Consider the following 20,750-nt stretch of genomic DNA (forward strand, 5'->3'; position numbering starts at 1 on the left):
GGGCTCAAACATTGGGGCCATCGCGACGCCGCCAGGCTCCATAAATGCCGGCATTGCGTATTTTCAGGAACTCTTCATTTGTATGGGCGCGGGGGGCTTCATGTTCTCACGGGAGGAAAGCTGGGGGATCTGCACGGATCTGGATTTCTACACCATGCTGGGCGGCGAACCGGATTTCATTGATCGTGTTATTGAAATACCAGGCGGTTTGGATGTGCTGATCCAGGACCTGGATGCCTATTGGGGGATATCCTCTAAAAGATGCGAGCATCCAAAAAATTTGGCTTGGATGTATGAATGCGCAGGTTGGGAAGTTCCCGACTTCATCGGCGGCCCCCGCAAGACGCCCTATGAGCTGGTCGACGTCCTCAAGAACCGCTGACGGCCGGAGTTGGAGTGACACCTAACAAAAACGCCCGGACCTTGGCCCGGGCGTTTTGCTGAAACGGGGCAGGCACCGATCAGGCGGCGTAGATGCCGGCTTTTTTGATGTCGTCGGAAACATCGGTTTCGAACTGTTTGAAATTGTTCTGGAACAGGCCGCGCAGGTTTTGTGCGGTTGAGTCATAGGCACCGCCGTCGGTCCAGGTGGTCTTGGGCTGCAGCACGTCGTTGGGAACGTCCGGGCAGTTTTCCGGGACCAGCAGGCCGAAATTGGGATCCTGAACCTTGGCGACGGAGGCCAGTTTGCCCTCAATCGCGGCGCTGAGCATGGCACGGGTGTATTGAATCGACATGCGCTTGCCCACGCCATATTGCCCACCGGACCAGCCGGTATTGACCAACCAGCAGCGCGCGCCGGTCTTCGCCATTTTCTCGCCCAGCATCTTGGCATAAACGGTGGGATGGCGCGGCATGAAGGGGGCGCCAAAGCAAGTGGAGAAGGTCGCCTGCGGCTCCGTCACGCCCCGTTCGGTTCCGGCCACACGGGCGGTATAGCCGCTGAGGAAATGATACATGGCCTGTTCCGGCGTCAATTGCGAAATCGGCGGCAGTACGCCAAAGGCATCAGCCGTCAACATGACGATATTCTGCGGCTGACCGCCCATCCCCGATGCTTCGATATTGGGAATGAAATCAATCGGGTAAGAGGCACGGGTGTTTTCCGCCAGCGTTCCATCATACAGATCGCATTCACGGGTCAGGGGATCGAACACGACATTTTCCAGAATCGTGCCGAATCGCTGCGTAGTGGCGAAAATTTCCGGTTCTGCCTGTTGGCTGAGATTGATCACCTTGGCATAGCAACCGCCTTCAAAGTTGAAGACGCCATTGTCGGACCAGCCATGTTCATCATCGCCGATCAATGTGCGTGATCCATCCGCCGACAGGGTCGTCTTACCGGTGCCGCTGAGACCAAAGAACACCGCGACATCGCCCTGTGCGCCAATATTAGCGGAGCAATGCATCGGCAGAACACCCTTTTCCGGCAGGATGTAATTCATCAGGGAGAAGACAGATTTCTTAATCTCCCCAGCATATTGGCTGCCCCCGATCAGAACCAGTTTGCGATTCAGGTCCGCCAGGATGAAACATTCGGAATTGGTGCCGTCCCGCTCTGGCACCGCATTCATGAAGGGCGCGTGCAGGATGGTCGCATCAGGCACGAAATCCGCCAAGGCCTCAGCCTCTGGAACGATAAACATGTTGCGCGCGAACAGGGCGTGCCAGGGGCTTTCAGAGATGACGCGCACCTTCAGCCGATAGGTTGGATCCGCCCCGGCATACAGGTCCTGAACATACAGATCGCGGTTTTGCAGATAGACCGAAGTCATCGCATGCAGGCGGTCGAAACGGTCCTGATTGATCGGCTTATTGACCTTGCCCCACCAGATGCTGTCCTTCGTATTCGCCTCTTCCAGGATAAATTTATCATTCGGGGAGCGCCCGGTATATTTACCCGTCTGGCAGGCCAGCGCCCCACCTTTGGTAATCGTGCCCAGCCCCAGACGCACCGTCGCTTCATACAGCGCCTCCGTGCCCAGATTCCAGTGCTGCACCGCCGCATTGACGATGCCGTGTTTACCAAGCCCATAGGAGCTGCGGGAGATAATTTTCTCGGACACCAAATATTCCTCCATGGTCGCGCCTGGCAGGATTTCGCCATACTGAACTGTCGCGATCTCAGACCGGGATCAGACAATGTGCGAGCCTTTAGCCGACGCTTTTGTTGCCTACGCTTCAATTATAGACGCACACCTGATGAGGTCACAGCCTCTATGGTGTCGCCCAATCCAACACGGGTGAAAGCCTTGCTGCCTCACCCCCCACCTGATCAGCATGCCGGGGCGACGTTTATACAAGTCGCGACCCAGAATGGCGAGTCTGGAATGCCGCATTTTCGGCATTTTCTTACGCAGATCGCGCCAATTGAACCAAACGCACAAATTCCCGTCGCGCCCCTTCCGCATCGCTTACAGTCGTGGCGAAATTCAGACGCGCACAATCGCCGCCCCGACGCAAATCACACCCTTCCGGGTCAATGCCTGTTAAAAACCATCCAACCCCGGAACGCTTCAGCAAGCGATTCGCATATAGGCCCACCGCATCCAGGTGATCGCTGTTCATATGGGCCAAAATTTCAGCCTCCGCTTCTGCAAGATCCTGATAATCGCCCGTAAACAGCACGTCCTGTGTCCAGTTTATGCGCCCAAAACCCGCGACCAGATGGGCCCGATCCGGGATCAGACGATAAAGCGAAAAATCTTCAAATCCCGCATACAGCCGGGCAGAGGGATGGCGCCGGACATAGCGGGTTCGCGCCAGTACATCATCGTCCGCTTGAATCCGCCCCTGCAGGCTGACCCTGGCCCCGGTCAGGGGATTGTCCAGCCCGGCGGTCCCATCGATCAACAGCGAGACCCGTGGATCGGCCTTCAGATTCTTCGTGTGTTCGGCCAGGTCACTGAGCAGCATCAAAGGTTCGCCCCCGGGCGTCGCGGCGATCAGGACCAGGGAGCCATAAGGCTCCCCCGTGTCGGGCAATCTGGTGGACAGGACAGCCCTGTCTGTCGCCCGCACCAGCAGGCGGCAGGTCTTGGCGGGACTGTCTGTCGACGTGTCTTTTTCCATGACCCAATCTGATCTTGTTCCACCTTGGACTGCAAGAATTCCTTATATGCGGCGTCGGATCATGTCTTTTGCCGCCAACAAGGCACCGGCAACAATGGCCAAACAGGCCAGGGCGAGAACCAGACTGACGCTGGCCTGTCCCGCCACCACCAGCAGGATCGCAGACAACAGCGGGGCCATGTAGCTTAAGGCCCCCAATGTCCGGATATTGCCGCGTTTCATCCCGATATCCCAGGCAAAGAAGGCCGCCCCGACCGGCCCCAATCCCAACAGCAGGATTGCAATCCAGATCAACGGCGTTTCCGGCTGGATCCAGGTTTCAAACAGGCCATGACAGACAAATCCGCCAATCGCCGTAGCGGCACAGAACCAGCCCACGGCATCGGTCGGCACCTTGCCAAAATAGCGCGATCCGACCGAATAACTGGACCAGGTCAGGGCGCAGGCGGCTGCTGACAAATAGCCCAGCAGATATTGATCCTTGAAACGAACCGACCCGCCATCGGACACCAACAAGACGCACCCGCCAAGCCCCAACAGCACCCCCACGATATGATGCCAGCCCAACCGTTCCGACCCTGGCAGAAGGGCGGAAAAGACCACGATCAACAGCGGCCACAGATAGGCGATCAGGCTTGCCTCCACCGCCGGGGCGTTCTTCAGGGCCATGAAATAAAAGAAGTGATAGCCAAACAGGCCTGCAGTGCCAAAAATCCAGACCCGGACAGGTTGACGCAAATGGGCGCCGATCGCCTCCCCCCGCCACAGCCATTTCCCCAACATCAGCAGGAAGGCGATCGTAAACGTCATCCCAACCAGCTGAAACGGCGGAATGCCCCCGGTCCAGGTCGTGAATACGGCCAGCGCGCCCCACATCACAATCGCCGAAAACCCGATCAGGGTCGCTTTGACCTCACCCATGGCGAACGCCTAACAGATATCAGTGCCTAAAATGGCGCATGCCGGTGAAGACCATGGCGATTCCGGCCTCGTCTGCGGCGGCGATGACTTCTTCATCGCGCATGGAACCGCCGGGCTGAATGGCTGCCGTTGCGCCGGCCTTGATTGCCTCCAACAGTCCATCGGCAAAGGGAAAAAACGCGTCCGAGGCAACGACGGAATCCTTTGTGCCTTGCTGTTCAGAAGACTTCTGGGCGGCGATTCGCGCGCTATCAACACGGCTCATCTGACCGGCACCGATGCCAACCGTGGCGTTATCCCGGGCATAGACAATGGCATTGGATTTGACATGCTTCGCAACGCGCCAGGCAAACATCATATCCGACAGTTCCTTATCGGTCGGGCTGCGCTTGGTCACCACTTTCAGATCATCCAAGGAGACCCGCCCATTATCCGCAGACTGAATCAAGATACCACCCGCAACGGAAGACAGGCGATTCCGGTCTGCCTTGGGATCGGGCATTGTCCCCGTGCGTAACAGACGCAGGTTTGGCTTTTGACCCAGCGTTTCGCGCGCGCGCGATCCGAATTCCGGCGCGATCACCACTTCAAGGAACAATTCCTTCAGCTTCAATGCCAGATCCAGATTAACCGAGCGATTGACCGCAACAATGCCGCCAAAGGCCGATACCGGATCACAGGCCAGTGCCGCATCCCAGGCATCGGCCAGGGTTTCCCCACTGGCCACGCCGCACGGATTGGCATGTTTAACGATCACAACAGTCGGTTCTTCGAATTCCGCAGCCAGTTCAAACGCGGCATCCGCATCATTGATGTTATTATAGCTGAGTTCCTTACCCTGCAATTGTTCGCAATTGGCAACGCCGGGACGATGGTCGCCAGCACGGGTATATAGGGCGGCCTGCTGATGCGGGTTTTCACCATAGCGCAGTTTCAGCGACCGACGACCGGCAACGGCCAGACGCTTGGGCCAGTGTTCCCCCTGCTGCGAGGCAAACCAGCTTGCAATCGCACTATCGTAAGCAGCCGTGCGGGAATATGCTTCTCTCGCAAGGAATTGGCGCAGTTCCAGCGGTGTGTGACCGTCATTCTCATCCATCGCTTTGATGATGCTTTCATATTCGGCTGGATCAGTGCTGACGGTGACGCATTCATGGTTTTTTGCCGCAGCACGGATCATCGCCGGCCCGCCGATATCAATATTTTCGATGCATTCTTCGTAGCTGGCCCCGGATGCGACCGTTTCAGCAAACGGATACAAATTCACCACCACCATATCGATGGGAGAGATGGAATGGGTCTCCATCGCCACCCGATGTTTCGGATCATCCCGGCGGGCCAGGATACCGCCATGGATCGATGGATGCAGCGTTTTCACGCGCCCGTCCATGATTTCCGGAAATCCGGTGTGATCCGATACTTCGGTCACAGCCAGGCCAGCCTCTTTCAATACCTTCGCTGACCCACCCGTCGAGAGCAGGCGCACTTTATGGCGCGCCAGACCCTGAGCGAACTCCACCAGCCCTGTCTTGTTCGAGACAGAGATCAAAGCGCGGTGTATTGGCATATCGGTCATGGCAAGCAAGTTCCTTCGTGTCAGGTCAATCAGTCTGGGGACGCCCCGACTCCGGAACGGCGCGTTCCGAGACGACGGGCACCATTGTCCCGGGATCAGGCGTATATTCCGGCACCAAATCGGTCATAATGCGCAGCACTGTATCACGCTGTCCGGCCCGCGCAGCCTTTTCAAGCGCATCAAGGGCAGATTGCAGATCTTTCAGATTCCCAGTACGGGGTGCCGCCAGGGTCATGCCCGGCGCGCGGGTGGGCAACTCGGCCTCACCGCCATGCAATAATTCTTCAAACAGTTTTTCACCGGGCCGCAATCCGGTGAATTTGATCTGGATGTCTTTGTCGGGTTGCAGTCCGGCCAACTGGATCATCTGACGGGCCAGATCCAGAACCTTGATGGGCTGGCCCATATCCAGCACGAAAATCCGGCCAGCGGCATCGGCATCCTCTGTCCCGACAACGGCCGCCTGCAAGACCAGTTCGACGGCTTCACGCACAGTCATAAAGTACCGGGTCACATCGGGATGGGTCACGGTCAAGGGACCGCCCGCCTGTAACTGACGCCGGAACAGCGGCACCACGGACCCGGTGGATCCCAGCACATTGCCAAACCGAACGACAACATAGCGGGTGCCGCCTTCGGCGCGGGAAACCGGGTCCAGCGCCTGGATATAGGATTCTGCGACACGTTTGGTTGCGCCCATTACATTGGTTGGATTCACAACCTTATCCGTGGAAATCTGCACCATGCAATCGACACCCGCCGCGCGGCAGGCATCCGCAACAATGCGGCTGCCCAGTGCATTGGTCTGTACGCCTTCCAACGGGTTCGCCTCAACCATCGGCACATGTTTCAAGGCGGCAGCATGAAACACCAATTGGGGGCGCAGGCGCTGCATGGTGTCCTGCACCCGCATTTTGTCGCGCACATCGCCCAAAACGGCTTCGCGGGGCAGATCGGGATGTTTTTCCGCCATCGCCATATCGATCTGGTAGAGTTGATATTCCGAAGCATCGAACAGAAACAGATGCGACGGATGGCTGTCGGCGATCTGGTTCACCAATTCGGACCCGATCGTTCCCCCCGCCCCGGTGATCAGAACCCGCCGACCCCGAACCAGCGCCTTCATCGCCTCCCGGTCCAGCGGTTGCTGGGGGCGACCCAGCAAATCCTCAACCGCAACCGGCTTGATTTCCAATCGCTCAGAATCCAGGCCACCGCGCAACTCCGTCAGTTTCGGCGCGCGCGATACGGTCAGGCCATGGGCCTCTGCCTTTTCCATGACACGGCGAACCAGTGCCCCGTCCAGGTTTTCCTTGGTAATGACCAATTTTTGCGGAGCCAGGGCGCATTTTTTCAGCACGTCCTGAATATCCTCCACCGTGCCCATAACCGGCACATTGTGGATTTCCCGACCGACCCGACCGCCGGTTTCATCCAGAATGCCGACCGGATGATATGGCGTATTGGCATCCCGACGAAGTTCCCGCAGGAACAGTTCCGCCCCGTCTCCAGCGCCAATCAACAGAATCGGCACCTGTTTTGTAGGGCTTTTCAGCAATCCTTTGCGAATGCCGCGATCTTTCATCACACGGTATAGAAACCGTGGCCCGCCCAGCATCGCCAACAGAACAAACCAATTGATCAAAGGCAGGGAGCGGGGCACCGATTCCAAACGCCCAACGATAAACATCAGGGGCAGAAAGATCAGCACGATCAGGGTCACGGCCTTGGTCATCGCAACCAGATCATCAATCGAGGCGTAGCGCCAGATCCCCTTGTACAGGCGACTGGTCAGAAAAACCACGGCGGCGATCAGCGTGAAGATTATTGTTCCGCGCAGTAAATAGCTGCCGGCAAATATAAAAATCCCATCCCCCATACGCAGATACAGCGATAGGGGAAAGGACAATGCCGCCATAATCACGTCATGGGTGAAGGCGATGCGCGCGCGGTTATGTTTCAATGGCCCCAACATAACTGGCGTATAGCCTTGCAAATGTTCTCAGGCAAGCGAATGACTCGTTTCCTGTGCCTTTACGACTCGGCAAACGCCCGCGCGGTTTGCAACATGGCTTGTTCCGCAGGCACGGGCGGCTCCCAGCCATCCATTGCGCCATTAGAGGTGAAACTGCCCGTCAGGCGGGCAACGGCCGGATAAGTTCCGGTTAGGCGTCCCATTCCCCGCATCAGGGCCACTGGAACCGGCAGCAGGAAACAGCGTCGCCCCATACCCTGGGCCAGAAGACGGACCAGATTGGCCGTGCTGAAATCACGGCTGTCTTTCGGGTGATAGGTACCAGGATGACAGGTCAGCGCATGGCGCACGGCATCGGCCAGATTATCGATATAGATCAGGCTGCGCTGGTTCTCGATTGCGCCAAAGGGCAGGGGCCATCCGCTGGCGACCAGATGCATCAGTCGCTCAAAATTTGCCTTCACGCCAGGTCCATAGACCAGGGGGGGGCGCAAAATCACGGTCTCCATATCACCGGATAACTCCCGCACTGCGGCTTCCGCCTCTGTCTTGCTGACGGCATAGGCGTCAAACGGGGCGGGCGGGTCGTCCGGTGTTACTTCGACCCCGTTTTCGCCCAGAACCTTTATCGTGCTCATAAACACAAAGCGGCCAATGCCCCGATCTGCCGCCTGACGCACCAGATTGGCGGTGCCGTGCAGATTGACCTCTCGAAAGGCATCTTCCCCTTTTGCGCTGTCATGGCCCATGATATGAACCCGCGCCGCAAGATGAACCACCGCCTGACACTCTTGCAGGGCCTGGCCCCAATCGGTGCCGCGATGAATCTCGCCCACATCATGACGGCCAACGGGACGGGGCTTGTATCCGGCCCGGGTCAATGTGGCGCATACCGCGCGCCCGACAAAACCGCTGGCTCCGGTCACCAGAACGGTACTGCCCGGCTTCAGCGTTTCATCCACCATAATACTCCTCCCACCATAGCGACGCTTACGACCAATGCCACAATCGCATGACTGAGCGATAGCAGGGCAAGGGCAACCAGGGCGGCATTCAGGCATGCAATGACGGCGGAAATACGGCAGTGCGCGCGACGCCGCGACAGACCAGCATTCATGCGGGATGCAACCGCCTGTTGATAGAAATGCTCTTTATGGGCCAGCCAGACTTTCTCACCACGGGCGGCCCGGATGACCAGGGTCAATCCGGCATCCGTCAGATAATAAGCTGGCAGGATCACCGCCGCTGCCCAATTACCCTTTACGGCCAGAAACAACAGGAACCAACCCAGGCAATAGCCCAAAGGCACACTGCCAACATCCCCCATGAACAATTTTGCAGGCGGCCAGTTCCAAACCAGAAAACCGGCTGCGACCACAGCGATTGCCAGCGGCGCGGCTAAGGGTAAACTTTGAGAAGCAGGCTCCATCGACACAACAATTGCGAACAACGCCAAACCGCCCGCAATTCCGATGGTCTCAACACCTGTTATGCCATCGATCCCATCCATAAAGTTATAGAAATTCAGAAACCCAGCCCAGATTAGCACAACCAGCACCGCATCCGCCCATGCGGGCAACAGTCCCTGAAAGACCAGACCGTTATCCGGCAGTGCCCAGATCCCGATGGCGCAGGCGACCAAATGCGCGGGCAGGCGCAATCCCGCCCCCAGGGGTCGTAAATCATCCAGCCAGGACAAAAGACACAGGCCCAAGGCGCCCAACATCACTGCCGGATTAAGGCCTATCGCAAGATCAGGGCGCAGCCACAGCAAGGCAATCCAGGCAATCGCGATCGTCGCTGCGACTGCAATCCCCCCGCCACGGGGTGTTGGCGTATCGTGATTGGACCTGGCATTGGGCGCATCCAGAATGGCGCGGTGACGCAACCAGCGCAGCACGACACCGGTCAGCAGAATGCTGAGGGCAAAAATTATCCCAGAAAAGACGATATAGAAAATCATGGGGTCGATTTACGGCGCGGACCCGCTGTGAGGCAAGGGAATTTCGAAGTCCTGTCCCTCAGGATGCGCGGCGCAGTCGGTCATTTCCAACCCGGACCTTGACCTGCTGACCCAAAATCGACATTAGCACGAAAACACGGTCCCGGTCCGATTTTGCCGCCACCATCGCCGCCACATCAGACAGGGGTCCATCGGTAATCTGAACCTGATCACCGGCATTGAATGCGACCTCTTTTGGCAAACGAATGATGCCGTCCGAATCTTCCCGCATCCGCAATTCATCTATCACCGATTCTGGCACAGCAGCCGGGCGATCGCCAAACGAGACCACTGTGGCAACCCCGAACGTGCCATAGATTGAACGCCACCGACTGGCATCCAGATCCGCGCGCACAAAGAAATAGCGCGGGAACATCGGGACCGTGACAACCAAACTGCGCCGCGCCTGGGTTTTCCGGCAGGCCAGTCGCGGCAGATAGGTTTCAAACCCCTGCGCCTGAAGATTTCCTTCGGCAATGCGTTCCTGTGATGACCTGGAATAGATTACGAACCATTGCTTCATTACGGCGACTCCGGCCGTGCTGCGGGCTTGTCCGTCCGAATATGCAGCAGTCGGGGGGCCTTGACGCGCAGTGTGCCATAGCGGGCAATCATCGCGTCGAATGTCGCCTGGGACTTTTTAACATCCGTGATCAAATAGGCTTCACCGGCAGGTAAATCCTCCATCCGGCGAACAACGGGCAGGCCTGCAAAGCTGTCCTTGCTGCTGTCTGGATCGACAATGCCGATAAGGGTCACATCAATCTGCAACTGACATAGTGCGGCGATTTCCGCCAGTTCACTGACGCCGATCAAGACGACAGCGCGTCGATCCTGTGCGACAAATTCTTCCAGTGCTTCGCTGATTTGTGTTTTCGCACGACGGAAAAACGTCAGGGAACTGCTGAGATATTCCGCTGTCAGGCGGGCCTTTTCGTGGAATCCCTGCGGCGTCACATAATACGCATAGCGATTGGGGGGAACCTGCTGAACCTTGATCCATCCCTTATGGGCGGCCCGCTTCAGATAAGAATTGGCAAGGCCCAGTGCGATACCCAATTCACCTGCCAGCGAGCGCTGCGTGACCTGACCCTCACGCTCCACCGCCGTCAACAGACCCAGCGTGATCGCCATATCAGCGTCCACCGTGTCTATATCTATTGGCTTCTTCTCGCTCATTTCAGGGTCCGCATCAAACCATGTTCATGACTTGAACACGTACTCTGTTCATCGCATGAACGTCAAGATAATTTTCGGCTAAACACCCTTCTCTAAGGAAAACAGGACCTTCCGGGGGTCTGACGAAAAGGACCGCTCGATCATCATCTCTATGTTTTACGAATCACTGGAACCGGCCTTTCGGGCAATACAAACCACAGGTTTCGACAGTGCTTGAGCCAAACCCGCTATCCATTGTATTACAGGGGCAACTTAGGTATGAAGGAAACCAAGATGGGCAAAAGCCCCAACGCTTCGGGGCCTGCGCCCCGGTTTCTGATGTGGTTTTCATGAGGATGAGCTCTTGACGGGTAACGAAGCAGTCGCAACCGCGCGCCAGAACAGCTTCTCGTATGAGGAATTGATTGAATGCGCAAAGGGCAAACTCTTTGGGCCGGGAAATGCGCAATTGCCATTGCCCCCGATGTTGATGATGGACCGCATTGTCCGCATCACAGAAGACGGCGGCGATCTGGGCAAAGGTCATATTCTGGCCGAATTTGATATTACGCCGGATCGCTGGTTCTTCGACTGCCATTTTCAGGGCGACCCTGTTATGCCCGGTTGCCTGGGGCTGGACGCGATGTGGCAGCTTGTCGGCTTCTTCCTGGGCTGGATGGGCGCCCCTGGTAAAGGGCGCGCATTGGGCGTGGGCGAAGTGAAGCTGTTTGAACAAGTGCTGCCCACTGCAAAAAAGGTCACCTACGAGATCAATCTGAAGCGTGTCATCATGCGCAAACTGGTTATGGGCATCGCCGACGGCCTTATGAAGGTTGATGGAAACCCGGCCGCAGAAGTCCGCGATATGAAGGTTGGTCTGTTCAAAACCGATGGGTCTTAAACGTTTCGCTGGTCTTAATTTCTGGCAGGGTCGACCCCATATGCGACTCGAGCAGGTCAATAGAAAGTCCTGATTGTTTCACTTAACGAATGGAGCTGCGACGCAAATGAATACGCGGCGGGTAGTAATCACCGGCATGGGCATTGTGTCCTGTATCGGAAATTCTCAAAACGAAGTCCTGGATTCCCTGCGCAACGGACGCAGCGGCATCAGCCATAGCGACGACTATGCGGAACGCGGCTTTCGCAGTCATGTCCATGGCAAACCAAACATTGATGTCAGCGACCATATCGACAAGAAGCTGCTGCGATTCATGGGGGATGGCGCGGCCTATAACTATATCGCCATGCAACAGGCAATCGACGATTCAGGCCTGACGGACGAGGAAGTCTCTAACGAGCGCACCGGTCTGATCATGGGCTCTGGCGGGCCGTCGACCAAGAATATGCTGTGGGCCTGGGACACCGCGCGCGAAAAATCCGCCAAACGAGTTGGCCCCTTCATGGTGCCGCGCATTATGTCGTCGACCAATTCTGCAACTCTGGCCACGCCGTTCAAGATTAAAGGCCATAACTATTCCATCAGTTCTGCCTGTTCGACCAGCGCCCATTGCATCGGCAACGGCGCGGAAATGATTCAATGGGGCAAGCAGGATATCGTCTTCGCCGGCGGCGGCGAGGAGTTGGATTGGACCATGACGGTGGTCTTCGATGCCATGCCAGCGCTCAGCAGCGGCTATAACGACGATCCGACCAAGGCCAGCCGCGCCTATGATAAGAGTCGCGACGGTTTCGTGATTTCCGGCGGCGGCGGCGTTGTTGTTCTGGAAGAACTGGAACATGCCCGGGCGCGGGGTGCGAAAATCTATGGCGAAGTGGTCGGATATGGGGCCAATTCCGACGGGTACGATATGGTTCAGCCGTCGGGCGAAGGCGCCGTTCGCTGCATGAAATTAGCGCTGCAGGGATTGAACGAACCTGTTGGCTATATCAACACCCATGGGACCTCCACCCCGATTGGCGACACTCGCGAATTGCAGGCGATCAAGGAAGTGTTTGGCGACAAGGTGCCGATCATCTCGTCCACCAAATCAATGACCGGTCATTCCCTGGGCGCGACCGGCGTGCAAGAGGCGATCTATTCCCTGCTGATGATGAAGCATCGCTTTATTGCTCCCTCCATCAACATTGATGAATTGGATGAGGAGGCCGAAGGCCTGCCCATCGCGCGGGAGCGGATGGACGATGTTGATCTGAATCTCGTCATCTCAAACAGCTTTGGTTTCGGCGGCACCAATGCCACGCTCGCCCTCCGAAAAGTAACGGATTGAATCGGTCGATGAGCGCGAAGAAACTAATGGCCGGCAAACGCGGCCTGATCATGGGGGTTGCGAACCAGCATTCTATTGCCTGGGGAATCGCCAAGGCTGCCCACGATCACGGTGCTGAACTGGCCTTCACCTTTCAGGGGGAAGCCTTTGAAAAGCGCGTCCGCCCGATTGCGGAAAGTGTGAATGCGGCGGCCTGCCTGCCGTGCAATGTCGCCACCGATGAAAGCATCAAGGAAACATTTGAGGCCCTGGGTAAAGTCTGGGACAGCTTTGATTTCGTCGTCCACGCCATCGCCTATTCCGATAAGGAAGAGCTGAAAGGGCGGTATGTCGACACGACGCGTAACAATTTCCGCCATACGCTGGATATTTCCTGCTTTTCCTTCACATCGGTCGCGAAATATGCCGAGCCGATGCTGCGTCCTGGGGGCAGCCTGTTGACCCTGACATATGAGGGCGCACAACGTGTCATGCCCTCCTATAACGTGATGGGCGTTGCCAAGGCCGCCTTGGAAGCATCGGTGAAATATCTTGCTGTGGATCTGGGCCGCAATGGTGTTCGGGTGAATGCCTTATCAGCCGGTCCGATGCGCACCCTGGCGGGATCTGCGATCGCAGGGGCCCGGTTCACCTATAACTGGCAGGGAAAATCCTCCCCCCTGCGTCGGAACATCGAATTGGAAGAAGTCGGAAATTCCGGGCTTTATCTGATTTCAGATCTATCTGGCGGTGTGACTGGCGAAGTGCATTATGTCGACAGTGGATATCATCTGGTCGGCATGGCAATCCCGGCGGAAACAGACCTGGAATAAACCCCCTTCTAGTGCGCGCCCACAAGGTCAGCGGCATGCTGTGCTGCGTCGGTCACTGATGACTGCCTGATCGGGGCGATTACCGGTCGTGCTGAGCTCTTATAAGCCTGATCCAGAATCTCCATCGCCTTCAGGAAGGCGGAATGTATTTCCGTCTTCTGCTGCGACAACAGGGGCAATGCGACGGATGCCCGGTATTGGGCGGCCTTGTAAAAGCCATATCCATTCAACCAGGTACGATCCGTGCCATCCGCCTCAAAAGCCGAATTGTATTGGGTTGCAGCCCGCACAAGCAAATCCGCCAAAACCTCCGCCTGGCTGTCTTCCGGGCTGCGGTCGCTCTTTGGGGTGACCTGTTCTGCAGCGGTCAAAGAATCGAAGATGGTATCAATCGCTGCCTGCATGTCGCCCTGTGATTTTTCCAGAAAAGCCGCATCGGACGCCTCACTCAACGCCTCCCCGAATGGGCGCGCACCCTGCTGGTTCAGAAAGGATTCCAGGTTCACATAGACATCGACCATCGGGGCTTCAAACATCTCCCCCGCAGTACCCGGATCATTGCTTTGATAAGCGATTTGGCCAGCCCAGAAATAGGCTCGGATGGTGTCCAATGCCAAAAGATACGCAACCGGGTCCTGTGCGATGTGATCTGGATCAACGGCGTCATCAACAACCTGACCCGTCGTCTGACCTGCCGTCTGCTCCATCGCCACTCTGTCTTCTTGCCCCTGCACTTTCTGGGCTGAGAATTGTGTTGGTATAGCAGTATCAGACGCGGCCCCGGCATAACCTGATACGCCCAGGAGCACCCCGAAAACAGCGCAGGAAAGCCAATAGGCTGTGGATGTCCCAGATGAATGCATAATCCGACCTTCTTTCAAATGCTTGCAGAACTGCTGCACTGGATATTTGGATGGTCGCATTGGTTTCAAGCTGTTTTCCTTTCGGCCTTCTGTCTCAAGGATCCATAGGGAATGGCGTAGAATCTGGTGCACCTGCCGTCATCATGCTTGACGTCGCCCCGGAAGCTTGGTCCACAGGGGGTGGCAATGATCGACAACACAAACGGCGATTTAGGGTACACACTGTATGCATTTACTGGCCGCCACACCGGGGGGAATTGATGACGGGTCCGAAGCTGTCGATCTGAATCAGGACCCGGCGGATATTGTCATTCTCAGCGCCGCTGACACAGAAATCGCCTGTTTCGCTGCCGCTCAGGCCCGCCGCCAGGAGAAAGACCCATCTGCGCCCAGCCTGCGCTGTGCCAACCTGCTGCATCTGGGGCATAACTATTCCGTCGATCTGTATCTGGAACAAGTGATCGGCAGCGCCAAGCTGGTGATCGGTCGATTGCTGGGTGGGCGGGGCTACTGGTCCTATGGCGTTGATGAAGTCACCGCCCTGTGCCGGGACAAGGGCATCGCGCTTGCCTGGCTTCCTGGTGATGATCAGCCCGATACAGAATTGCATGGCCTGTCCACCCTGCCCGCGGAAACACTGCATCGGCTTTGGCAGTACTGTGTGCATGGGGGCATCGACAATGCGGAACATGCGCTGGCCTATGCCGCGACCCTGATGGATCATGCGGCAGAATGGCAGGAACCCGCCCCCCTGTTGCGCGCAGGCCTGTACTGGCCGGGCAAAACCCTGCCGGATATCACAGACCTTCCCCATGACGCCGCCCAGCCCACAGCCGCCATCGTGTTTTATCGTGCACTGTATCAGGCCGCCAATTTGCGTGTCATTGACGCCCTGATCACGGCCTTACAAGATGCCGGGATAAACCCGCTGCCAATTTATGCCGCCAGCCTGAAAGACCCGGTGTCCGCGGATACAGTATCCAATTTAATGGCCCGGGGGAATGTTGAGATCGTTCTGAACGGAACCGGGTTCGCGCTATCTGTTCCGGGTGCGGTCCGCAGCGAAACCCCCTTCGACGGACAGGATTGCCCGGTCCTGCAAGTGGTCTTTTCCGGCGGCAACGAAGCCGCCTGGCGGGACGGAACACGCGGCCTGGCCGCCCGGGATATCGCGATGAATGTCGCTCTACCGGAAGTGGATGGTCGCCTGTTGAGTCGCGCTGTCAGCTTCAAGGGCAGCGCCAAACGGGATCCGCTGACCCAGGCCGATATAGTCACCTATGATCCTGTTCCGGATCGCTGTCAGTTCGTCGCAGACCTGGCAGGCCAATGGCTGCGCCTGCGGCGAACCCCGGCATCGGATCGACGGGTCGCGATCATCTTTGCCAATTATCCCAATAAGGATGCCAGATTGGGCAATGGCGTCGGACTGGATACGCCGGCTGGCACAATGGCCCTGCTGGATGGCCTGCGCCAGGCGGGATATCATGTTGAGGGGGGCTTCAAGACCAGTGATGCCCTGATCAATCATTTGAAAGCCGGGCCCACTAATGCCGCCATCAAGGGGCGGGAAATCCGCGAACGCCTGGCCCTGCCGGACTATCATTACTTTTTCAGCAGCCTGCCCGACGCCGTGCAACAAGCAGTGACCGACCGTTGGGGAGCGCCAGAAGCCGACCCGTTCTTCCACGCCGGGGAAACGGATTGCGGGTTCTTTGCGCTGCCGGTCTTTCGATTGGGCCATATCGCCATCGGGCTACAGCCCGCGCGGGGATACAATATCGATCCCAAATCCAGCTATCACAGCCCGGATTTGGTGCCACCCCATGGTTATCTGGCCTTCTATGCCTGGATACGCGAAGCGTTCGGCGCCCATGCCGCGCTGCATATGGGCAAACACGGAAATCTGGAATGGCTGCCAGGCAAGGCAGTGGCACTGTCGGAAAACTGTTTCCCAGAGGCGATTCTGGGGCCGATGCCCCACCTGTATCCCTTTATCGTCAACGATCCGGGGGAGGGGACCCAGGCCAAGCGCCGTGCGCAGGCCGTCATCATCGATCACCTGACACCACCGCTGACCCGGGCGGAAAGCTATGGGCCACTGAAAGATCTGGAACTGCTGGTCGATGAGTATTTTGAGGCCGCAGGCGTCGACCCCAGGCGCATCAAAGTGCTAAAGCGCGATATCCTGGACCTGACCCATCGCATCGGCCTGTCGCAGGATTGCGGTATTCAGCCCGATGAGGATGAGGAACAGGCGCTGGCCAAGCTGGACAATTACCTGTGCGAATTGAAGGAAATGCAAATTCGCGATGGGCTGCATATCTTTGGTCGCGCGCCCCAAGGCGACCAGATGACAGACCTGCTGGTTGCCCTGGCCCGTGTGCCGCGCGGCACGGCGAAAGGGGGCGATGCCTCCCTGATCCGCGCGCTGGCAAAAGATTTTGGCTTCGATGGCAATTTTGACCCGCTGGATTGCCCGATGGGCGATGCCTGGACCGATTCCAAACCAAACGCCTTGCAGGACCTGGATATCGCCCCCTGGCGCAGCAATGGGGACACGGTTGAACGTCTGGAAGCCTTAGGCCGCCAGATGGTATTGGGACAGGCCGCCGCGCCGGGCCGCAACAGCGCTGCGGTGCTGGACTGGATCACCGGTTCTCTAAAGGGGATGGTGGAAAACTGTGGCCCCGCCGAAATCAACGGCGTGCTGACCGCGCTAGACGGGCGTTTCCTGGACCCCGGCCCATCAGGTGCGCCAACGCGGGGACGGCCGGATGTGCTGCCCACAGGTCGGAATTTTTATTCGGTTGATACCCGCACCGTACCCACCCCGGCGGCCTGGACGCTGGGCTGGAAATCGGCGCAATTGCTGGTGGAAACCTATGCCCAGGAACATGGCGATTATCCGACCCGGCTGGCGCTGAGTTGCTGGGGCACAGCCAATATGCGAACCGGGGGTGATGATATTGCCCAGGCCCTGGCGCTGATGGGCGTGCGGCCGCAATGGGACAGTGCGTCGCGCCGTGTCACCGGATTTGAAATCCTGCCCGCAGACATGCTGGACCGACCCCGCGTTGATGTAACCTTGCGCATTTCAGGATTCTTCCGCGATGCCTTCCCCAATCTGATCGATCTGGTGGATTCCGCCGCCCGCGCGGTTGCAGCCCTGGACGAACCCGCAGAAATAAACCCACTGGCCGCCAATGTACAGGCAGAGGCAGAGGCCTTGAGTGCAGACGGGATGGACAGCCAGACCGCCCAGAACCGCGCGGGCGCGCGCATCTTTGGCTCCAAGCCTGGGGCCTATGGCGCGGGGCTGCAGGCCCTGATTGACGAGAAGGGCTGGACCACCGACGCTGATCTGGCGGAGGCCTATCTGGCCTGGGGCGGTTATGCCTATGGCGCGGGACAGGAGGGGACAGCCGACCGTGCGGGGCTGGAGCGCCGATTGAGCAAGGTTCAGGCGATCCTGCACAACCAGGACAACCGCGAGCATGACCTGCTGGATTCTGACGATTACTATCAGTTCGAAGGTGGCATGGCGGTCACCACCCGCGCCCTGACGGGCCAGACCGTGCCGGTCTATCACAATGATCACAGCCGCCCGGAATCCCCAAAAGTGCGAAAACTGGAAGACGAGATTGGCCGCGTTGTGCGCGCCCGCGTCGTCAATCCAAAGTGGATCGCAGGCGTCATGCGCCACGGCTATAAGGGCGCATTTGAGATGAGCGCGACCGTCGATTACCTGTTCGCCTTCGCCGCCACCGCACGCGCCGTGTCCGATCATCATTTTGATGCGGTGTTTGAGGCATATCTGATGGACCCCGCCGTGCGAGAATTCTTACAGGACAGCAATCCAGACGCCCTGCACGACATCGCAGCCCGCCTGACAGAGGCGCAGGAACGCGGCCTATGGTCTTCGCGCCGCAACGATACCCGCCCCGTTCTGGCGGAAATTGTGCGGGGCATATCTTAATCAGGAAAAGCGCGTCTTCATAATTACATACACGGCGAATGCCCGACGATCCTTCTTTGGACTTTTTCCATATCGATCTATGACCACATCAGCATCTTCAATATCCTGAAGAACCGAAGATTTGTAATATGGGCCTGATCTTGGATCATAGTCCGCATCGTGCCGTTTAATCTGCATTTCCACAAACTGATTTGCAAAATCTTCAATCTCTGGAGGAAACTTCTTGATAAATCTCTGATCGATACACCGCGATTTCGTATGCCCATGTTCCAGCGCACGATATGCTTGTCGCCAGGCATGTTTGCTTCGATCTGATCCCTGTCCCCCAACAAGCAGGTTCGCAGCGTCCTCAGCTAAACAATGAAACAAGGCATAGTAAACCGTGCTGACGGCCCGTCTAAGATTTGCCTGACGCGGTTTCCCACGATCAATACGAATCAAATCCCGTGCCGATTTCAGTAAGTCATGCGACTGCAGCGGCTCGTTTCCCTAGATCAGATTTAGACACAAAGGAAATAACAGGAAACGCATAAACACCAATATCGGCAATTCGTGGACGCAAGTGGCGCGTCAAACTAGATGTTTTCTGAGGGTCCAACGCGCGCTGTTTTCCATCAAATACGATTTGAACCACAAGAATCTCGTTTCCATCCTCATCATGATCAGACTGGACATCAACAGATTCAAATTCAACGCCCTCAAGCCGTTCATTAAGAACGTCCCTAAATACAGCCTTCAGCCTCTGCAAAATGTCTTCAGTCATTCCACGACTCCGATTAAGGCAAAGATAATAGCGCGAATCAGCTGATTCGGAAATCCTGTTTGATTTAAGATAATAGTTTTGAGGCATTTGTCATCGTGCTGCGACGCGAATTCGCAGCGCGAGATGGGTCCCTTGACTCGATTCGGTCTTTGGGGGGACACTTCTCTTGCGCGGACGAACTGAAATTCGTTGGTGAAACATCCGCCCCAAAACCCTGGGGTGGACGGAGCCCTCTCACAACGGCCGGTGGGACCTGGTTCCAGAATAAATGAGCGTGTAAGACGCGAAACCAACCGGGGGTCTCCGACGAGGGGACCTCCGTTTGCATTTGATCCCAAAGCCTGTCTTTAAGTTATGGCAACAGCGCCGATTGTTTCAGCGCCTGATCGCGTTCTTCGAACAGCCAGGCACGAAATGCCTGCAGGCGGGGATCAGACGCATTTGTGGGTGGATATACCAGATGATAGCCCAAGCGCTCATTAATCTGCAGCGCATTGGCAAAGGGTTGCACCAGTTTTCCGCTGGCCAGTTCCGCCTCTACAAAAACATGCCCGACCAGAGCAATTCCCTGCCCCGACGCAGCAAAATCAATCGCCAGCACATAATCGTTGAAACGCGGGCCGCGATTGGCATCCACCCCTGTAATCCCCGCCGCCCTGAGCCACAGGGCCCAGGTATCCTCCATCGCCGCCGCCCCGGTATCCTGAATATGGATCAGTGTGTGATTCTTTAAATCTTCCGGTTTCTTCAATGGTTTAGGACCATTTAGCAGGCTGGGACTGCAGACCGGGACTGTTGGGGTGGCAAACAGACGCTCACAGGTCAGGCCGGGATACGACCCCAGGCCGAACCGAATGCCCATATCAATCTCTTCCTTGTCAAACTGAACCAGTTTGGCATTGGCATCGATGCGCAATTCAATTTCAGGATGGGCCGCATGGAACCGACCCAGGCGCGGCACCAGCCATTTTCCCGCCATGGATGGCGGCAGCGTCACCGTCAGGGGCCCATCGCGCCCGCCGCTGCGCATCACGCCATAGGCGGCTTCCAATTGATCAAAAGCATCAGTCAGGGCCGGGGCGGCGGCGCGACCTGCCTCCGTCAGGGCCAACGCACGGGTCAACCGCCGGAACAGGGTCAGACCGCAATGATCTTCTAATGTCTTGATCTGCTGGCTGACCGCCGCCGGGGTCACGCGCAATTCCTCCGCCGCCAGCTTGAAACTCAGATGCCGGGCCGCCGCTTCAAAGGCCCGCAATGACGATAGTGGTGGAAGAGAGCGCATTAAGATATCCTCTATAAAATAGAATATCTTAATTATAAGTCAAAAATTACTCGTTTGTGAAGCGTAAAGATTTGCCCCATCTTAGGATCAGTGAAGGCGATCAAGCGCCGCGG

18 protein-coding genes are annotated in these 20,750 nt (G+C 57.2%); 5 read left to right on the forward strand and 13 right to left on the reverse strand.

Translation table 11 applies throughout. The annotated features are described in order from the left end of the window. A partial coding sequence (locus tag ACOSDR_RS04320; RefSeq protein WP_420730488.1) for a hypothetical protein occupies window positions 1-382 on the forward strand: 382 nt, incomplete at its 5' end. A gap of 79 nt (window positions 383-461) precedes the next feature. Here ACOSDR_RS04320 and ACOSDR_RS04325 read toward each other — a convergent pair. The 9 genes from ACOSDR_RS04325 to ACOSDR_RS04365 all read right to left on the reverse strand — a co-directional run bounded on the left by ACOSDR_RS04325 (window position 462) and on the right by ACOSDR_RS04365 (window position 10,725). Next, complete coding sequence (locus tag ACOSDR_RS04325; RefSeq protein WP_420723401.1) at window positions 462-2,066, reverse strand: phosphoenolpyruvate carboxykinase; 1,605 nt, start codon at window positions 2,064-2,066, stop codon at window positions 462-464. A 286-nt stretch (window positions 2,067-2,352) separates the two neighbouring features. Further along, entirely contained in the window at window positions 2,353-3,072 is a 720-nt protein-coding gene (locus ACOSDR_RS04330) for a HugZ family protein (protein WP_420730489.1), read from the reverse strand. A gap of 42 nt (window positions 3,073-3,114) precedes the next feature. Next, on the reverse strand, window positions 3,115-3,993 hold the full coding sequence (locus tag ACOSDR_RS04335) for a DMT family transporter (protein WP_420730490.1): 879 nt from the start codon (window positions 3,991-3,993) through the stop codon (window positions 3,115-3,117). A 19-nt stretch (window positions 3,994-4,012) separates the two neighbouring features. Next, window positions 4,013-5,569 (reverse strand): bifunctional phosphoribosylaminoimidazolecarboxamide formyltransferase/IMP cyclohydrolase, encoded by a 1,557-nt coding sequence (purH, locus tag ACOSDR_RS04340; RefSeq protein WP_420723398.1) that lies wholly within the window; start codon window positions 5,567-5,569, stop codon window positions 4,013-4,015. 25 nt (window positions 5,570-5,594) lie between these two features. After that, a complete protein-coding gene (locus tag ACOSDR_RS04345) occupies window positions 5,595-7,544 on the reverse strand; it encodes a polysaccharide biosynthesis protein (protein WP_420730491.1) in 1,950 nt (649 codons plus the stop codon). A 59-nt stretch (window positions 7,545-7,603) separates the two neighbouring features. Beyond that, window positions 7,604-8,509 carry an NAD-dependent epimerase/dehydratase family protein gene (locus ACOSDR_RS04350; protein WP_420730492.1) on the reverse strand — a complete coding sequence of 302 codons (906 nt, stop codon included), beginning with the start codon at window positions 8,507-8,509 and terminating at the stop codon, window positions 7,604-7,606. Then, entirely contained in the window at window positions 8,491-9,507 is a 1,017-nt protein-coding gene (locus ACOSDR_RS04355) for an MraY family glycosyltransferase (protein WP_420730493.1), read from the reverse strand. The genes ACOSDR_RS04350 and ACOSDR_RS04355 overlap by 19 nt, the downstream gene beginning before the upstream one ends. 58 nt (window positions 9,508-9,565) lie before the next feature. Next, window positions 9,566-10,069, reverse strand: a complete 504-nt coding sequence (gene nusG / locus ACOSDR_RS04360) for a transcription termination/antitermination protein NusG (protein ID WP_420730494.1) — start codon at window positions 10,067-10,069, stop codon at window positions 9,566-9,568. Then, window positions 10,069-10,725, reverse strand: coding sequence for a winged helix-turn-helix transcriptional regulator (locus ACOSDR_RS04365; protein ID WP_420730495.1), 657 nt, complete (start codon window positions 10,723-10,725; stop codon window positions 10,069-10,071). Before ACOSDR_RS04365 ends, nusG begins: the two co-directional genes overlap by 1 nt. Before the next feature lie 343 nt (window positions 10,726-11,068). On the opposite strand from ACOSDR_RS04365, the gene fabA reads away from it, so the two are divergent. The 3 genes from fabA to ACOSDR_RS04380 all read left to right on the forward strand — a co-directional run bounded on the left by fabA (window position 11,069) and on the right by ACOSDR_RS04380 (window position 13,747). Beyond that, window positions 11,069-11,605 carry a 3-hydroxyacyl-[acyl-carrier-protein] dehydratase FabA gene (gene fabA, locus ACOSDR_RS04370; RefSeq protein WP_420730496.1) on the forward strand — a complete coding sequence of 179 codons (537 nt, stop codon included), beginning with the start codon at window positions 11,069-11,071 and terminating at the stop codon, window positions 11,603-11,605. A gap of 106 nt (window positions 11,606-11,711) precedes the next feature. Beyond that, complete coding sequence (gene fabB, locus ACOSDR_RS04375) at window positions 11,712-12,935, forward strand: beta-ketoacyl-ACP synthase I (RefSeq protein WP_420730497.1); 1,224 nt, start codon at window positions 11,712-11,714, stop codon at window positions 12,933-12,935. An 8-nt stretch (window positions 12,936-12,943) separates the two neighbouring features. Continuing rightward, a complete protein-coding gene (locus ACOSDR_RS04380) occupies window positions 12,944-13,747 on the forward strand; it encodes an enoyl-ACP reductase FabI (protein ID WP_420723390.1) in 804 nt (267 codons plus the stop codon). Between the two features lie 8 nt (window positions 13,748-13,755). Here the strand turns inward: ACOSDR_RS04380 and ACOSDR_RS04385 are convergent, their stop codons facing one another. Beyond that, window positions 13,756-14,610: a hypothetical protein gene (locus ACOSDR_RS04385; RefSeq protein ID WP_420730498.1), complete on the reverse strand. Its 855-nt coding sequence runs from the start codon at window positions 14,608-14,610 to the stop codon at window positions 13,756-13,758. A 226-nt stretch (window positions 14,611-14,836) separates the two neighbouring features. On the opposite strand from ACOSDR_RS04385, the gene cobN reads away from it, so the two are divergent. After that, the gene (gene cobN, locus ACOSDR_RS04390; protein WP_420730499.1) at window positions 14,837-18,589 is read left to right on the forward strand and encodes a cobaltochelatase subunit CobN; all 3,753 of its coding nucleotides are present in this window, start codon (window positions 14,837-14,839) and stop codon (window positions 18,587-18,589) included. Here the strand turns inward: cobN and ACOSDR_RS04395 are convergent, their stop codons facing one another. From ACOSDR_RS04395 to gcvA, 3 genes are all read right to left on the reverse strand, one after another. Beyond that, a complete protein-coding gene (locus tag ACOSDR_RS04395; RefSeq protein WP_420723387.1) occupies window positions 18,590-19,030 on the reverse strand; it encodes a hypothetical protein in 441 nt (146 codons plus the stop codon). Window positions 19,031-19,052: 22 nt separating this feature from the next. Beyond that, complete coding sequence (locus ACOSDR_RS04400) at window positions 19,053-19,352, reverse strand: hypothetical protein (RefSeq protein ID WP_420723386.1); 300 nt, start codon at window positions 19,350-19,352, stop codon at window positions 19,053-19,055. A gap of 352 nt (window positions 19,353-19,704) precedes the next feature. Beyond that, window positions 19,705-20,637: a transcriptional regulator GcvA gene (gcvA, locus tag ACOSDR_RS04405; RefSeq protein WP_420730500.1), complete on the reverse strand. Its 933-nt coding sequence runs from the start codon at window positions 20,635-20,637 to the stop codon at window positions 19,705-19,707. Window positions 20,638-20,750 lie beyond the last annotated feature (113 nt).

Origin of the sequence: Hwanghaeella sp. 1Z406, from assembly GCF_048892425.1 — a bacterium.
GTDB lineage: Bacteria > Pseudomonadota > Alphaproteobacteria > UBA8366 > Aestuariispiraceae > Pacificispira.

Coding starts and splice junctions, on each gene's coding strand:
- ACOSDR_RS04330 (WP_420730489.1), bottom strand. CDS start 3,072: ATGGAAAAAGACACGTCGACAGACAGTCCCGCCAAGACCTGCCGCCTG.
- ACOSDR_RS04335 (WP_420730490.1), bottom strand. CDS start 3,993: ATGGGTGAGGTCAAAGCGACCCTGATCGGGTTTTCGGCGATTGTGATG.
- purH (WP_420723398.1), bottom strand. CDS start 5,569: ATGACCGATATGCCAATACACCGCGCTTTGATCTCTGTCTCGAACAAG.
- ACOSDR_RS04345 (WP_420730491.1), bottom strand. CDS start 7,544: ATGTTGGGGCCATTGAAACATAACCGCGCGCGCATCGCCTTCACCCAT.
- ACOSDR_RS04350 (WP_420730492.1), bottom strand. CDS start 8,509: ATGGTGGATGAAACGCTGAAGCCGGGCAGTACCGTTCTGGTGACCGGA.
- ACOSDR_RS04355 (WP_420730493.1), bottom strand. CDS start 9,507: ATGATTTTCTATATCGTCTTTTCTGGGATAATTTTTGCCCTCAGCATT.
- nusG (WP_420730494.1), bottom strand. CDS start 10,069: ATGAAGCAATGGTTCGTAATCTATTCCAGGTCATCACAGGAACGCATT.
- ACOSDR_RS04365 (WP_420730495.1), bottom strand. CDS start 10,725: ATGAGCGAGAAGAAGCCAATAGATATAGACACGGTGGACGCTGATATG.
- fabB (WP_420730497.1), top strand. CDS start 11,712: ATGAATACGCGGCGGGTAGTAATCACCGGCATGGGCATTGTGTCCTGT.
- ACOSDR_RS04380 (WP_420723390.1), top strand. CDS start 12,944: ATGAGCGCGAAGAAACTAATGGCCGGCAAACGCGGCCTGATCATGGGG.
- ACOSDR_RS04385 (WP_420730498.1), bottom strand. CDS start 14,610: ATGCATTCATCTGGGACATCCACAGCCTATTGGCTTTCCTGCGCTGTT.
- cobN (WP_420730499.1), top strand. CDS start 14,837: ATGCATTTACTGGCCGCCACACCGGGGGGAATTGATGACGGGTCCGAA.
- ACOSDR_RS04400 (WP_420723386.1), bottom strand. CDS start 19,352: ATGACTGAAGACATTTTGCAGAGGCTGAAGGCTGTATTTAGGGACGTT.
- gcvA (WP_420730500.1), bottom strand. CDS start 20,637: ATGCGCTCTCTTCCACCACTATCGTCATTGCGGGCCTTTGAAGCGGCG.